This window comes from Amycolatopsis sp. CA-211722 (assembly GCF_056828465.1).
In genome coordinates, this window is sequence record NZ_CP184752.1 from 1,803,323 (window position 1) to 1,817,088 (window position 13,766).

The following is a 13,766-nucleotide window of genomic DNA, read 5'->3' on the forward strand; positions in this document are numbered from 1 at the left end:
AGCTCCCTTGGTTGTACTGATCGGTACAGTGGGTCGACTGTACTATTCGGTACATGAGCGGTCAACCGGCGAAGACCCCCCAGGGGCGGATGACGAGGGACGCGATCGTCGACGCGGCGGCCGAGCTGATGTACGTCCACGGCGTCGCCGGGACGAGCGTCGACAAGGTGCTCGCGGCGAGCGGCGCCGGGAAATCGCAGATGTACCACTACTTCAAGAACAAGGATCAGCTCGTCGAAGCGGTCATCACCCGCTTCCTCGAAAACATCCTCGGCAACCAGCCGACCATCTTCGAGCTGCACGACTGGGCCGATTTCGACCAGTGGGCGAGCGAGATCCTGGCCATCCAGGCCACGCCCAAGGGGCCGATCGCCTGCCCGCTGGGCAACCTCACCGGCGAACTCGGGGACGACCCCAAGATGGCGCCGCTGCTGGACAAGGCCTACCGCGAGTGGGAATCACATCTTCAGCGAGGCCTGGAATCGTTGCGGGAACAGGGAAAACTGGCCGAGGGCGCCGACCCGGCGAGGCTCGCGCAGGCCGCGCTGACCTGTGTGCAGGGCGGCCTGTTGATGGCCCACCTGCGCCACGACGTCACGCCGATCGCCGACGCGCTCAAGATCGCCTTGGACCACCTGAAGAGTCACGCTCGCCGGTGAGCGCGCCGACCTCGTCGGCGAGCGCGTCGAGCACCTTCGCCACCGCGGGCCGTGAAGACGCGCCGAGCCGGTAGACCGCCTCCACATGCCGTGCCGCCTTGATCCCGGCGAGCGGACGGCAGACGAGACCGCTGCCGCGCCGGGTGTCCATTGTGTACCGGGGCAGCAACGCGATCCCGTGCCCGGCGGCGACGAGCCGTTCGGTGATGCGGAAGTCGTTGATGCGCTGGACGACCTGCGGGCGCACCCCGGTGCGGATGATCAGCGACTGGAGGATGTCGTCCACCGGGAAGCCCGCGTTGACGCTGATCCAGCGTTCGTCGGCCAGTTCGGCCAGCTCGATGCGGCGCCGCTTCGCGAGCCGATGCCCGGCGGGGAGCGCGACATCGAGTGGTTCCCGCAGCAGATGCCGGGTTTCCAGCCGGTCCGAGCCGAGCGACGGCGCGTGCTCGTCCCGGTGCGCCACCACGATGTCGTAATCCGCGACGAGCCCGGGGACCTCCGGCGGGGTCATGTCGACGTCGCGCACGATGACGTCCAGCCCGTCGAATTCCGCCGTCCGGTGCAGCAGCCCCGGCAGCAGCATCAGCCCGGCCGACTGGAAGATCGCCACCCGGACCCGGCCGCGCGGGGCGCTGCGATAAGTGTCCAATTCGGACTCCGCGCGGTCGAGCGCGGCGAGGACGTCGTCGGCGCGGGCGACCAGCGCCCGGCCCGCGTCGGTCAGCCGCAGGCCTCGCCCGGCCGGTTCGGTCAACGCGAGACCGACGTCGCTCTGGAGGGCACGCAGCTGCTGGGAAACCGCGGACGGCGTGCAGTGCAACGCCTTCGCGGCCGCCGTCACGCTGCCTCGATCGGCGAACTCCCGCAGGGTCCGCAACCGGCCGATGTCCATACCGCCAGCATATGTGAAGCCGAACTGAACGATCGCTGCAGATATTCTCGCTGGTCCTAAAGGGTCGCACCACGTAAGAGTGAAGACATGCCCGCCCGCGATCGCCTGCTCGCCCTGTTCGTCGCCGTCCTCTGGGGCTGCAACTTCCTCGCCATCCACGCCACCCTCGGCCAGTTCCCGCCCGTCTTCGCCGGCGGGTTGCGCTTCGCGGTCATCGCCATCCCGACGATCCTGTTCGTGCCGTGGCCGAAGGTGAAGATCCGTCACCTGCTGGGCTACGGGCTGGGCTTCGGCACCGGGCAGTTCGTGTTCCTCTTCATCGCGATGGACACCGGCATGCCGACCGGGCTCGCGTCGCTGGTGCTGCAGGCGTCGGCACCGTTCACCGTGCTGCTCGGCGCCGTCTTCCTGCGCGAACGCGTGTCCGGACGGCAGCTCGCCGGGATCCTGCTCGCCGTCGCCGGGATGGCGACGATCGCCTGGCAGCAGGCCGGGAACGCCGCCCTGCTGCCGGTGATCCTGACCCTGCTCGGCGCACTGAGCTGGGCGTTCGGCAACCTGAGCACCCGGCAGGCGGCACCGGACAACCCGCTGAATTTCGTCCTCTGGATGTCCGTGGTGCCGCCGCTGCCGATGTTCGCGCTGTCGCTGGTCATGGAGGGGCCCGCCGAGATCGGCCACTCGCTGAGCACGCTCGGCACGACGACCGGGCTGATCGGCCTCGGCGGGCTCGCCTACGTCGTGGTGTTCGGCACGATCGTCGGCTCCGGCATCTGGACCTCGCTGATGCGCCGCAACCCGGCGGGCGTGGTCGCGCCGTTCTCCCTGCTGGTGCCGGTGGTCGGACTGTCGATGGCGTTCCTGGTCCTCGACGAACGCCCGTCACTGGTGGAGATCCTCGCGGCGGCCGTCGTCATCGGCGGCGTCCTGTTCGGTTCGACGAAGCGCCGCGTGCGCGAGCCGGACTTTCTCGCCGAAGCCGAAACGCCTCAGCCCACTGGCGTGCGGTGAGCCGCTTGGGCACGACGTCCCGGCCGGGCCTGGTGAACACCTGCCGCACGAAGTCCTGGTAGCGCTGACGGTCCACGTCGTCGACGAGCGGCCGCTCGCGCCTGGTCATGGCGAGCAGCCCGCCGTCGACGCCCGGCCTCGGGCGGAACGCCTCCGCGGGCACCCGGCCCGCCAGCCGGAAGCCGAACCACGGCCACCACTGCGCGGTCATCATGGTCGCGCCACCGACCCCGGCGCGGCGGCGCGCCACCTCCCACTGCATGAGCAGGACTGCGTCCGTCCAGCCGGGAGCGGCCAGGATGTGGCGCAGCGTCGCGGTGGTGAGGTGGAACGGCAGATTGCCGACGAGGACGTACGGCGTCTTCGGCAGGGGAAACCGCAGGTAGTCCGCGGTGACGATCTCGGTGGACGGCCGGACACGGCCCGCCAGCCGGGCGGCGCGGCGGTCGTCGATCTCGACGCCGGTCAGCGGCCTGCCGAGCCGTTCCAGCGGCAGGGTCAGGGCGCCGTCGCCGGTGCCGAATTCGATGATCGGCCCGTCCGTGCCGTCGACGAGCTCCACGACGGTTTCGATGACGTTCCGGTCGATGAGGAAGTTCTGGCCGAGTTCATGACGGCCAGGACGCTGTGTGCGCAAGGGATCTCCGCGGCTTCGAGGTGAGCCGGGCAGCACGAGGCTCGCCCGGCGATGACTCGCTCGGGCGGCGGTTCCTTGCCGGAAGCCGGGAATCCGCCGCTAGGCGCGGCGGATCCGGATGAACGCGGGAGCACACATGGCGGCGAAACTACCTCGCACCGGAGTCCTCCCGCCAACGGTTTTCTACGCGCCGATCCGGCTCGTGCCGAGGTGCTCGACCGGACCGGACAGCGCGGCCTTGACCCGGCGGGTGAGGTCGTCGGTGAGTACCTCGGTCTCGCCCTTCTCGAGGCCGTCGACGACCTGGCGGGCGACGTCGCGAGGGTCGTTCTTGGGGATGTCGAGGCCCTGGGTCATGTCGGTGTCGGTGTAGCCGAGGTGGACGCCGACGACCTGCGTGCCCTGTTCGGCGAACTCGATGCGGAGCGAATTCGTGAGTGACCAGAAGGCCGCTTTCGACGCGCCGTAGGAACCCGAGCCCGCCGCCCACGACAGGACCGAGTGCACGTTGACCAGCGCGCCACCGTCCTTGAGCTGTGGCGCAAACGCTTGCGCGACACGCAGCGCGCCGAAGACGTTCGTCTCGAAGACCGGGCGGTGCGCGTCGACGCCCTCGGCCAGCAGCGAGCCGAGGCCGAGGACGCCGGCGTTGTTGAAGACGATCGTGGCGTCGCCCGCCGTCTCCGCCAGCGCGCGGACGGATTCCGGATCGGTGACGTCGAGCGGGAGCGGGACGATCCGCGGATCCGTCTCCGCGCGCGGCGACCTGGCCGTCGCATAGACCTTGGTGGCGCCGCGATCGAGCAGTTCGGTGACGAACGCCTTGCCGAGCCCGCGCTGCCCGCCGGTGACCAGGACGACGGCGCCTTCGATGGAGGTCATGACTTGCTCCTTGACAGAAGTGTTCGACTTTTGCTTCTGTCGTCAGGATGGCGACGCGGCTCGACAGAGTCAAGTACGCTTGACCTATGTCATGGACCGCGACGGACCGGTACCGGTTGCGCACCGCCCCCTCGGGGCTGGCGCTCGTTCAGGACTTCCTCAACACGAAGGCGATCAAGACGTACGGCCTCGACCTGCTGAGCGACGCCGACCTGACGCGGCCTTGGGCGGCCGAGGCGCTGACGGAATGGTCGCGCGCCAGGGACTCCGACGTACCCGAGATCACGCTGGGCCCGGGCGACCTTCGCGCGCTTCGCGACCTACGGGAGACGTTCGTTTCGCTCCTGGACGGCGGAGACGCGGACTTCGGGAAAGCGGTGAAGGCGGATCTGACGCTGCGGGACGGCGTCGTCCGGCTGTTCCCGTCCGGCACCGGACGGCAGTGGCTCGCTTCGGCGTTGTGGACGGAGACGCTGCTCGCGCAGCAGGCCGGGATCTGGCCGCGGCTGAAACTGTGCCGTCTCGACGGCTGCCGTTCGGCCTTCTACGACGTCTCGCGCAACAACAGCGGCGTCTGGCACGACGTGCGCACCTGCGGGAACGTCGCGAACCTGCGAGCGGCCCGGGAGCGGAAGAAGGCGCTCAGCTGAACGAAGCCAGCGCCGCGGGGATCGGGATCTCGCCGCCGATGACGTCGAAACCCTGGTTCTCGGCGAGCGGCTCCTCCAGCGTGGCGACCAGGACGGCGGCGACGTCGGCGCGGGAGACGCGGCCCGGTTCGAGGTGACCGGCGATCTTGACGTGGCCGGTGGGCTGATCGTCGGTGAGCGTGCCGGGCCGGACGATCGTCCAGTTCAGGCTGGAGCGGCGCAGGACACTGTCGGAGATCTGCTTCGCCATCAGGATCGACCGCACCAGGCGATCGCCCTGGTCCGGCGAGTCCGCGAACTGCGCGGAAAGCTGCACGAACCGCGAGACACCCGCCTTCTCGGCGGCGCGGATCGCGGTGATCACGCCGTCGCGGTCGACGAGGTCGACCGAGGCCTGATCGGGATCGGGCGCGCCGATGGCGTTGATCACCACCTCGGAACCGGCGAGGGCCTCGACGAGGTCTTCCGCGTCTGCGGTGACGTCCGCGACCACGGTTTCGGCGCCGAGACCGGCGACCTCGTCGGCGCGGCGACGGCTGCGCAGCCCGGCCCGCACCTGATGTCCCCGCCCCCGCAGAAGCCGGACCACGTGGATCCCCGTCCGCCCCGACGCACCCAGCACTGTGACCCGCATGACAGTGAGTCTGCCCGAAGGCCGCACTCCCCGCATTCAGTCCTCTAAATGCGGGGAGCTTGGCGCCCTCGCCCCCGCATTTAGTCCTCTAAATGCGGCAGGATCGGCGCCCTCGCTGCCGGGCCGCGTGTTGCGAAAGCCACTTTCGCAACCTTCAACGTTGCGAAAGTGGCTTTCGCAACACGTCCGGTCGCACCCCGCCGCCGCAGTCAGTCGACTAACTGCGGAAGTACGTGAAGGCCCCCTTCACTGCGCTAGACGCAATGAAGGGGGCCTTCACGTACTTCACCAAAGCTGGGACTAGAGGATCTCCGCCGCCGAGCCGACGTCCGGCAGTCCGCCGACGTCCGGGTTCAGCTCCCCGGCACCGACGAGTTCCGCCTTGACCTCGTGCGGTTTGATCCGCCCGTCACGGATGTCCTCCGCGTAGTGGCACGCGACCCGGTGCCCCGTACCGATCTCCCGCAGCTGCGGGCGGTCGGTGTCGCACAGGCTCTGCTGCTTCCACGGGCATCGCGTGTGGAACCGGCAGCCGGACGGCGGCCGCGCCGGCGAGGGCAGGTCACCGGCGAGCAGGATCTGCTCCCGGTTGTCCTCCACCGTCGGGTCCGGCACCGGGATCGCCGAAAGCAGCGCCCGCGTGTACGGGTGCAGCGGGTTCTCGTACAGCGTGTCGGCGTCGGCCTCTTCGACCAGCGAGCCGAGGTACATCACGCCGATACGGTCGGAGATGTGCCGCACCACCGCGAGGTCGTGCGCGATCACCAGATAGGTGAGCCCGAGCTTCTCCTGCAGATCCTCCAGGAGGTTGACCACCTGCGCCTGCACCGAGACGTCCAGCGCGGACACCGGTTCGTCGGCGACGATCAGATCCGGCTCGACCGCGAGCGCCCGCGCGATGCCGATGCGCTGACGCTGACCGCCCGAGAACTCGTGCGGGTACTTCCGCAGCGCGGACTCCGGAAGACCGACGGCGGCAAGGAGTTCGCGCAGCCGCTCGGCCGTCGCCTCCTTGTCCTTGGCGAGGCCGTGCGCCTTCATTCCTTCGGTCAGAATGGATTCCACCGACTGCCGAGGGTCCAAAGAGGACATCGGGTCCTGGAAGACCATCTGCATCCGGCGGCGGGCCTTGCGCAGTTCCTCGCCCTTGAGCCCCGCGACGTCGGTGCCGTCGAAGACGACCTTGCCCGCGGTCACCTCGGTCAGCCGGAGGATCGCCCGGCCCAAGGTGGACTTCCCGCAGCCGGATTCCCCGACCAGGCCGTAGGTCTCACCCTTGCGGATGGCCAGATCGACGCCGTCGACGGCGAACACGTGCCCGACCGTGCGGTCGACCACGATGCCGCGTTTGATCGGGAAGTGCACCTTGAGATCGTCGACCTCCAGGAGCACGTCCTGCGGCGGTACCGTGTGGGTCATCGGGCCCCTCCTCGTGCGGCCACGGCCGGGATCACCGGGTTGTGGCAGCGCAGCAGCCCGTTGCGATCCGGGGTCAGCTGCGGTGAAACCTCCCGGCACACGCCGAGAGCGTTCGGGCAGCGGGGCGCGAAGGCGCAGCCGCCGTCCCACGGGATGTTGTCGGCGACGGATCCCTTGATGGGGATCAGTTTCTCGCCGCGGCCCGCGTCGAGCCGCGGGATCGAGGCGAGCAGGCCGTGCGTGTACGGATGCCGCGGCTCGGCGAACAGCGCGTGCCGCTCCGCCCGCTCGACGATCTTGCCGCCGTAGAGCACGTTCACCTGGTCGCAGAGACCGGCGACGACACCGAGGTCGTGCGTGATCATGATCAGCGCGGTCCCGGTGTCCTGCACCAGTTCCCGCAGCAGCGCGAGGATCTGCGCCTGGATCGTCACGTCGAGCGCGGTGGTCGGCTCGTCGGCGATGAGCAGCCGGGGACGGCACGCCAGCGCGATCGCGATCAGCGCGCGCTGCCGCATCCCGCCGGAAAGCTGGTGCGGGTACTCGGAAAGCCGCCGCGTCGGGTCGGGGATGCCGACCTTGTCCAGCAGTTCCGCCGCCTCCACCGACGCCGCCTTGCGCGCCATCCCGCGGTGCCGCTCCAGCACCTCGGTGATCTGCAAGCCGATCGGGATGACCGGGTTCAGCGAGGACAGCGGGTCCTGGAAGACCATGCCGAGGTCGCGACCCCGGCGGTCCCGCATTTCCTTGTCCGACAGGCGAAGCAGATCCGTGCCTTCGAACGACACCGAACCGCTGACCTGGTTGCCGCGCTTCGCGAGCAGCCGCATGATCGCCAGCGAGGTCACGGACTTGCCGCAACCGGACTCGCCGACGAGACCGACCGTCTGGCCGGGTTCGACGTCGAAACTGACCTCGTCCACCGCGGTGAACGGCTTTTCGCCGCGTCGCTGGAAAACGACCTTGAGGTCACGAACTTCGAGGAGTGCCATCAGAAATCACCGCCTGTTCTTCGGATCGAGGGCTTCCCGCAGGGACTCGCCGAGCAGCGTGAACCCGAGCGCGACGATGATGATCGCGATGGCCGGGTAGTACGCCAGCTCGGGGCGGATGTCGAGGAACTGCCGAGCGCTGCGGCTCAGCATGATCCCCCATTCCGCCCGGTTCGGGTCCGGGTCGCCGAGACCGAGGAACGACAGCGCCGCCGCCTCGAGGATCGCGGTCGCCAGGGTCAGCGTGGCCTGCACGATGACCGGGCCGAGCGAGTTCGGCAGCATGTGCCGCAACACGATCGCGCCGCGTTTGACACCGAGCGACGTCGCCGCGAGCACGTGATCGCTGTTTCTCTGCGCGAGCATCGAACCGCGCAGCAACCGCGCGAAGATCGGCACGCTGACCATCGACACCGCGACGATCACCGTCCACTGGCTCGGCTTCTGGAACAGCGCGGCGACCGAGATCGCCAGCAGCAGCGACGGCACGGACAGCATGACGTCGACGAGGCGCATCAGCACGGTGTCGACCCAGCCGCCGAAGGCACCGGCGAGGCCGCCGATGATCATGCCGACCACGACGCCGATGATCGTCGCGAGCACACCGACCAGCAGCGTGTTCTGCGCGCCGACCAGCAACCGCGACAGGTAGTCGCGGCCGAAGTCGTCGACACCCAGCGGGAATCCGGGCTGAGCGCCCGGGATGATGCCCTGGCCGAGGATGACCTGGCTTTGCAGATAACGCTCGTAGGGATCCTTCGGCGCCAGGAGCGGCGCGAAGATCGCCACCAGCAGGAACAGGCCGGTGATCACGGCACCGGTGATCGCCACCGGGCTCCGCATCATCCGGCGCAGCGCCTCGCCGCCGAGGCTGTGCCCCTTCGCCGACGAAGCGGCGAGCCGGTCGATCGGCTCTTTCTTCTTGTTCAGCAAGGTGTTCATCGCACACGCACCCTCGGGTCGATGAGCCCGTACGAGATGTCGACCAGCATGTTCACCAGCACGTAGACCAGCGCGCCGAACAGCAGCAGCGCCTGCAGACGTGGGTAGTCACGCCGTTCGATGCCCTCGGCGAGCAGGAAGCCGAGACCGCGGAAGTTGAACACCCGCTCGGTCAGCACGGCGCCACCGAGCAGCGCGCCGGTCTGGAGGCCGATGACGGTGACCACCGGCAGCAGCCCGTTGCGGAGCACGTGACGGCGTCGCACGATCGGCTGGGTGAGGCCCTTCGAGTTGGCCGTGCGGATGAAGTCCTCGTTCAGCACGTCCAGCACCGAAGCCCGGGTGATCCGGACGATGACCGCGAGCGGGATCGTGGCCAGCGCGAACGCCGGGAGGATCAGGTGGGTGAGCGCGTCCCAGGCGGCGTCCCATTCCTGGGTGATGATGCCGTCGAAGACCGCGAAGCCGGTGACGGTGGTGGCGTCGAGACCCGCCATCTGACGGCCCTGCGAGGGAAGTCCCAGCGGGGCGGCCAGCAGGTCCTGCATCATGTAGCCGAGGAAGAAGACCGGCACGGCGACGCCGACCAGGCTGAGCACGATGATGACGTTGTCGACGGCCCCGCCGCGGAACCGCGCGGACAGGTAACCGAACGGGATGCCGAGACCCACCGCGATGAGCATCGCGCAGAAGCCGAGCTCGATCGTGGCGGGCAGGAAGTTCCCGATCTCCGACATGACCGGCTGGGCGGAGACCAGCGAGTTGCCGAAGTCGCCGGTGATCGCCCGGCCGAGGAACTTGAAGTACTGGACGAAGATCGGATCGTCGAGGCCGAGAAGCTTGTTCAGGTCGGCGATCTTCTCCGGGGTCGCCTTGTCGCCGAGGAGGGCGCCGGCGGGGCCGCCGGGCAGGGACCGGAGCCAGGCGAAGATCAAAATGGACAGGATCAAGAGCGTCGGTATCGCTTGTAGCAGCCGACGCACGAGAAAACGGAGCACGTGCGTTCCTTTGTTGCCAGCCCGGGAATGGGCCACAGGGGGCGGGCGCGGTAGCGCCCACCCCCTGGTGGCTCAGTGGTGGTGGATCAGTTGACCGTGACGGTGTAGAAGCGCTCGTCGGTCAGCGGGCTGGCCACCAGGCCCTTCACCTTCGGGCCGACGACGATCGCCGGGGGGCCGTAGGAGATCGGGATGGCGGGCAGGTATTCCATGATCTTCTGGTTCACGTCCTGGTACGCCTTGGTGTGCGCCTCACCGGCGGGCGCGGCGTCCGCGGCGGAGATGGCCGAGAACAGCTCCGCGTTTTCGAAGCCGAACTCCGGCTTCTCGCGACCGAAGAAGGTGCCGACGAAGTTACCGGCGTCGTTGTAGTCACCGGTCCAGCCGAGCAGGTGCACGTCGTGCTTGCCCGCCTTCTGGACGTCGTCCTTGTAGCCACCGTTCCACGGCTTGGCGATCGGCTCGACCTTGATGCCCATGGCCTTCATGTCCTCGGACAGCGAGGTGAAGATGTCGGCCGGGTTCGGCATGTACGGCCGGGTGACCTCGGTCGGGTAGTAGAACTTCAGCGTCATACCCTCGGCGCCGGCTTCCTTCAGCAGGTCCTTGGCCTTCTGAAGGTTGTAGTCGTACTTGGTGACGTTCTCGTTGTAGCCGTCGATCGCCTTCGGCACGAACTGCGACGCGGTCTCGGCGCCCTCGGGGAGCTTCGACTTCACGAACTGGTCGCGGTTGAGACCGTAGGCCAGCGCCTGGCGGACCTTGAGGTCCTTCAGCTTCGGGTTGTTCTTCTGGTTGATGCCCAGGTACAGGATGTTGAACGACGGGCGGATGAGCACCTGCTCGCCGTCGTTGCGCAGGAGGCCGTAGTCCGCGGGCGACGGGTAGTCGTAGCCCTGGATGTCGCCGGCCTTGAGCGCCTGCTTGCGGGCGTTCTCGTCCGGGATGACCTTGAAGACCAGCTTGTCGAGCTTGGCCGTCTGGGTCGGCGAGTCGGTGGCCTTGACCAGCGTGATCTCACCCTTGGCCTGGTCCCAGCTCTCGAACTTGAACGGGCCGGTGCCGGTCGGGTGCTTCAGCGCGTACTCCGGGTAGGAGAACGAGTCACCGCTCTGGGTGACGGCGTCGGCGTTGTACTTCTTCAGCGCGTCCGGGCTCTGGATCGAGAACGACGGCAGCGTGAAGGCGGCCGGGAAGGCACCCTTGGCCTTGTTCAGGTTCAGGACGGCGGTCGACTCGTCCTTGACCTGGCAGTCCTTGAACACCGGGTCGCCGGAGGCGTCACCCTCGTTCTTGGCGAAGCCCTCGAAGACGTCGCCGTAGTAGATCATCTGGCTCTGGGCGGCGGCGCCCTTCATGTTGAACATGCGGTTGAAGTTGAAGCAGACCGCTTCGGCGTTGAACGGGGTGCCGTCGTGGAACTTCACGCCCTTCTTCAGGCTGAAGGTCCAGGTCTTGCCGTCGTTGCTGCCTTCCCACTTCTCCGCCAGACCAGGCTCGAGGTCCGCGGTCCCCGGCTTGTTCATGATCAGCGTGTCCATCATCTGGCGGATGATGCGGAAGGTCTCACCGTCGTCGTTGAAGAGCGGGTCGAACGTCTTCGGGTTACCGGCGGCGCCGAAGACCATGGTGCCTCCCGAGCCACCCCCTGCGCCTTCTTCACGCTTCGATTCGGCACAGGCGGAAATGGAGACCGCGAGTGCGCCGGCAAGCCCGATCAGGGCCACACGGCGTGCTCGGGTCACCCGCAGTTGCTGCATCTGGCACCCCTTGAGGAGATTTTCGGTGTTTAGGCACCGTCCGGTCGGTCGGAAAGTCGAACTCCACGGACGATCGGTGTGCCCGCCGACACTAGCGGGAACTCAGCCCGCACTTAAGCACGCGAGGTTACGATCGCGCTACACGACGGCCAATACGACCGCAAAGTGTCCGCAATTCCGGACGGAGTGTAATCAATTCCGGACCACTAACGCGCAGAGTGCCGGGTCACTGACTCAAATGGGTGTCCACCACTACAACCAATGGGTGCCGGAGGAAACAGGACATCGGCAGGACATTGGGTCCCGTCTCGTGAGTGGTAAGGACGGTTCTAACCGTCCTTACCACTCACGAGAGGTGAGCACGCGGTCGGCCGCGGCCCTGGTCCCGTCGACGGCGAACCACCCGCGCTCGAACAGCTGCCAGCGCCGAAGTTCCACCCTGGAACCCTCACCATCCCGCTCGGCGGCGCGGTCGAGACGTTCGGCCTCGGTGCCGCCGTCCAGCCAGGTCAGCAGGGACAACGAAGGCCGCATCCGCGCGCGGCCACTGGAAACGCCCTCCAGTACCAGGACCTCGGGGACCGGGATCTCGACCTCTTCGCCCGGCAGCGGGTCACCACTGGACCAGTCCACTCGCCGATAGCGCCCGGCCCGGCCGGCACGCAGCGGTTCCAGGACCCCGGTTTCCAGCCGCGGCCACCACGAAACGGGTTCGTCCCAGGTGGCGAACTCGTCGGTGCTCACCAGCGCGACCCGGACGCCTCGACCGGCCAGCCCGGCCACGATCTTCCCGGCCAGCGTGGACTTCCCGGACCCGGACGGCCCGTCGATGGCGAGCACCCGGACGGCGCCCAGCCTCGGCGGGGCCGCGAGAAGCGCGTCGATCAGCGTGCGCGTGCGGGGCTCACTTCGGGGAGCCCTTTGACGTTGTCGGGCGTGGCCGTCCTCGCTTCGAGCGCGGCGACCCGTTCTTCCAGGTCACGCTGGGCGTCGGCGAGTTCGCAGCGGAGCAGCGCGATCTCCTCGACGGAGGTCCGGACCTCTTCTTCGAGATGCCCGACCTCGGTCGACAGATGCAACGCGACCAGCGCCAGCACCACACCGGCCATGAGGAATACGAAGTTCGACGGCGTCTGCACGCCGGTTATCCGCGCCAGGAAGTCGGCGGCCTGCGGAACGAGGGCGAGCACGACCACGCCGACGGCGAGGACGAGCCAGACACCGGCGTACTTTTCCCGCAGTTTCCGGCGTCGCATCATCTCGAGGACGACGAACAGCACGAGACAGGCGACGACGATGCTGAGAATGCGCCAGCCAGCCATAATCAGCTCCTTTTACGCCGAATCCGACGAGTCGACGGCGGGGCGGCGGCGCACCAGCGCCAGCAGCAGGGCGAGTCCGGCGCGGCCGAGGTAGACGGCCGATTTCACCGGCGAATGGCTCGGCGTTCCAGCCGCCCGTTCGCGCATGATCACCGGGATTTCCTTGATCTTCAGTTCGGCGCGGATCGCCATCACCAGCGATTCGACCGTGTCGCCGAGGTATTCGGCCGGGTAGTACGCGGCGAACAGTTTGATCGCGCGCGGGCCCATCGCCTTGAACCCGGAGGTCACGTCGGTGAGCTTGGTCTTCCCGAGCCGGGAGAAAACGACCGAGAGCGCGACCATCGCGTATTTCCGCGGGCCGCTCGCCTTGTACGAACCCTTGCCCGCGAACCGCGAGCCGATCGCGATGTCGGCTTCGTCGAGCGCGTCCAGCAGGGCGGCGACCTCGTCGGGGTCGTGCTGACCGTCCGCGTCCACCTGGACGACGACGTCGTAACCGCGGGCGGCCGCGTACCGGAAACCGGTGCGCATCGCCCCGCCGACCCCGAGGTTCACCGCGAGGCGGGCCACCTCCGCGCCCGCCGCGCGGGCGAGCTTGGCCGTGTCGTCGGACGAGCCGTCGTCGACCACCAGCACGTCCATGCCGGGCAAGGACTGCTTGACCTGGGAAATGACGGCGCCGACGCTGGCCTGCTCGTTCAGAGCGGGCATCACGATGAGTACGCGGCGGGTGGTCACGGACGTACTGGACACTGGATCACTCTATCTTCTCACTGGCCGTGAGCGGCCGCTACCCGCTCCATCACTCGCTGCTGACCCCCGGGAGCGGAAACCGCGGTGTGCCCGCCGGTAGTGGTCCCGAAGACGCCAACCGGCCGAGTCAGCGGCCACTTCACCCACGTCCGGGACGTCGCGATACCCCTCATAGACTCGCCGGGTCAGCGGCATTTTTCGATCGGAGA

15 protein-coding genes are annotated in these 13,766 nt (G+C 68.1%); 3 read left to right on the forward strand and 12 right to left on the reverse strand.

Annotated features, from left to right (window positions below; translation table 11 throughout):
* Nucleotides 1-53 precede the first annotated feature (53 nt).
* Nucleotides 54-659, forward strand: coding sequence for a TetR/AcrR family transcriptional regulator (locus tag ACOCEP_RS08880; protein ID WP_482336818.1), 606 nt, complete (start codon nt 54-56; stop codon nt 657-659).
* Here ACOCEP_RS08880 and ACOCEP_RS08885 read toward each other — a convergent pair.
* Nucleotides 616-1,554 carry a LysR family transcriptional regulator gene (locus tag ACOCEP_RS08885; RefSeq protein WP_482336819.1) on the reverse strand — a complete coding sequence of 313 codons (939 nt, stop codon included), beginning with the start codon at nt 1,552-1,554 and terminating at the stop codon, nt 616-618. The two genes, ACOCEP_RS08880 and ACOCEP_RS08885, sit on opposite strands and share 44 nt — an antisense overlap.
* 87 nt (nt 1,555-1,641) lie before the next feature.
* Between ACOCEP_RS08885 and ACOCEP_RS08890 the strand changes: the two genes are divergently transcribed.
* Entirely contained in the window at nt 1,642-2,565 is a 924-nt protein-coding gene (locus ACOCEP_RS08890; RefSeq protein WP_482336821.1) for an EamA family transporter, read from the forward strand.
* Here ACOCEP_RS08890 and erm read toward each other — a convergent pair.
* Together erm and ACOCEP_RS08900 are read right to left on the reverse strand one after the other, a co-directional pair.
* Nucleotides 2,468-3,202, reverse strand: coding sequence for a 23S ribosomal RNA methyltransferase Erm (gene erm / locus ACOCEP_RS08895; protein ID WP_482336822.1), 735 nt, complete (start codon nt 3,200-3,202; stop codon nt 2,468-2,470). The two genes, ACOCEP_RS08890 and erm, sit on opposite strands and share 98 nt — an antisense overlap.
* A 183-nt stretch (nt 3,203-3,385) precedes the next feature.
* Nucleotides 3,386-4,084 (reverse strand): SDR family oxidoreductase, encoded by a 699-nt coding sequence (locus ACOCEP_RS08900; RefSeq protein WP_482336823.1) that lies wholly within the window; start codon nt 4,082-4,084, stop codon nt 3,386-3,388.
* 86 nt (nt 4,085-4,170) lie between these two features.
* Between ACOCEP_RS08900 and ACOCEP_RS08905 the strand changes: the two genes are divergently transcribed.
* Entirely contained in the window at nt 4,171-4,734 is a 564-nt protein-coding gene (locus tag ACOCEP_RS08905; protein ID WP_482336824.1) for a CGNR zinc finger domain-containing protein, read from the forward strand.
* Here the strand turns inward: ACOCEP_RS08905 and ACOCEP_RS08910 are convergent.
* The 9 genes from ACOCEP_RS08910 to ACOCEP_RS08950 all read right to left on the reverse strand — a co-directional run bounded on the left by ACOCEP_RS08910 (nt 4,727) and on the right by ACOCEP_RS08950 (nt 13,515).
* Nucleotides 4,727-5,368: an SDR family oxidoreductase gene (locus ACOCEP_RS08910; protein ID WP_482336825.1), complete on the reverse strand. Its 642-nt coding sequence runs from the start codon at nt 5,366-5,368 to the stop codon at nt 4,727-4,729. The two genes, ACOCEP_RS08905 and ACOCEP_RS08910, sit on opposite strands and share 8 nt — an antisense overlap.
* 300 nt (nt 5,369-5,668) lie before the next feature.
* Nucleotides 5,669-6,787, reverse strand: coding sequence for an ABC transporter ATP-binding protein (locus ACOCEP_RS08915; RefSeq protein ID WP_482336826.1), 1,119 nt, complete (start codon nt 6,785-6,787; stop codon nt 5,669-5,671).
* Nucleotides 6,784-7,779 carry an ABC transporter ATP-binding protein gene (locus tag ACOCEP_RS08920; protein WP_125733134.1) on the reverse strand — a complete coding sequence of 332 codons (996 nt, stop codon included), beginning with the start codon at nt 7,777-7,779 and terminating at the stop codon, nt 6,784-6,786. The genes ACOCEP_RS08915 and ACOCEP_RS08920 overlap by 4 nt, the downstream gene beginning before the upstream one ends.
* Nucleotides 7,780-7,785: 6 nt before the next feature.
* Nucleotides 7,786-8,721 carry an ABC transporter permease gene (locus ACOCEP_RS08925; protein WP_126737230.1) on the reverse strand — a complete coding sequence of 312 codons (936 nt, stop codon included), beginning with the start codon at nt 8,719-8,721 and terminating at the stop codon, nt 7,786-7,788.
* Nucleotides 8,718-9,719: an ABC transporter permease gene (locus ACOCEP_RS08930; RefSeq protein WP_063275656.1), complete on the reverse strand. Its 1,002-nt coding sequence runs from the start codon at nt 9,717-9,719 to the stop codon at nt 8,718-8,720. The genes ACOCEP_RS08925 and ACOCEP_RS08930 overlap by 4 nt, the downstream gene beginning before the upstream one ends.
* Before the next feature lie 86 nt (nt 9,720-9,805).
* Nucleotides 9,806-11,479, reverse strand: a complete 1,674-nt coding sequence (locus ACOCEP_RS08935) for an ABC transporter substrate-binding protein (protein WP_482336827.1) — start codon at nt 11,477-11,479, stop codon at nt 9,806-9,808.
* A 339-nt stretch (nt 11,480-11,818) separates the two neighbouring features.
* Entirely contained in the window at nt 11,819-12,334 is a 516-nt protein-coding gene (locus ACOCEP_RS08940; RefSeq protein WP_482339654.1) for a uridine kinase family protein, read from the reverse strand.
* A gap of 29 nt (nt 12,335-12,363) precedes the next feature.
* Nucleotides 12,364-12,801, reverse strand: a complete 438-nt coding sequence (locus ACOCEP_RS08945) for a DUF2304 domain-containing protein (RefSeq protein WP_482336828.1) — start codon at nt 12,799-12,801, stop codon at nt 12,364-12,366.
* A 12-nt stretch (nt 12,802-12,813) separates the two neighbouring features.
* Entirely contained in the window at nt 12,814-13,515 is a 702-nt protein-coding gene (locus ACOCEP_RS08950; RefSeq protein WP_482339656.1) for a glycosyltransferase family 2 protein, read from the reverse strand.
* Nucleotides 13,516-13,766 lie beyond the last annotated feature (251 nt).

What these genes read in the sequence shown, in the direction of transcription:
- ACOCEP_RS08880 (WP_482336818.1), top strand. Translation starts at nt 54, where the DNA reads ATGAGCGGTCAACCGGCGAAGACCCCCCAGGGGCGGATGACGAGGGAC.
- ACOCEP_RS08885 (WP_482336819.1), bottom strand. Translation starts at nt 1,554, where the DNA reads ATGGACATCGGCCGGTTGCGGACCCTGCGGGAGTTCGCCGATCGAGGC.
- ACOCEP_RS08890 (WP_482336821.1), top strand. Translation starts at nt 1,642, where the DNA reads ATGCCCGCCCGCGATCGCCTGCTCGCCCTGTTCGTCGCCGTCCTCTGG.
- ACOCEP_RS08900 (WP_482336823.1), bottom strand. Translation starts at nt 4,084, where the DNA reads ATGACCTCCATCGAAGGCGCCGTCGTCCTGGTCACCGGCGGGCAGCGC.
- ACOCEP_RS08905 (WP_482336824.1), top strand. Translation starts at nt 4,171, where the DNA reads ATGTCATGGACCGCGACGGACCGGTACCGGTTGCGCACCGCCCCCTCG.
- ACOCEP_RS08910 (WP_482336825.1), bottom strand. Translation starts at nt 5,368, where the DNA reads ATGCGGGTCACAGTGCTGGGTGCGTCGGGGCGGACGGGGATCCACGTG.
- ACOCEP_RS08915 (WP_482336826.1), bottom strand. Translation starts at nt 6,787, where the DNA reads ATGACCCACACGGTACCGCCGCAGGACGTGCTCCTGGAGGTCGACGAT.
- ACOCEP_RS08920 (WP_125733134.1), bottom strand. Translation starts at nt 7,779, where the DNA reads ATGGCACTCCTCGAAGTTCGTGACCTCAAGGTCGTTTTCCAGCGACGC.
- ACOCEP_RS08925 (WP_126737230.1), bottom strand. Translation starts at nt 8,721, where the DNA reads ATGAACACCTTGCTGAACAAGAAGAAAGAGCCGATCGACCGGCTCGCC.
- ACOCEP_RS08935 (WP_482336827.1), bottom strand. Translation starts at nt 11,479, where the DNA reads ATGCAGCAACTGCGGGTGACCCGAGCACGCCGTGTGGCCCTGATCGGG.
- ACOCEP_RS08945 (WP_482336828.1), bottom strand. Translation starts at nt 12,801, where the DNA reads ATGGCTGGCTGGCGCATTCTCAGCATCGTCGTCGCCTGTCTCGTGCTG.
- ACOCEP_RS08950 (WP_482339656.1), bottom strand. Translation starts at nt 13,515, where the DNA reads ATGCCCGCTCTGAACGAGCAGGCCAGCGTCGGCGCCGTCATTTCCCAG.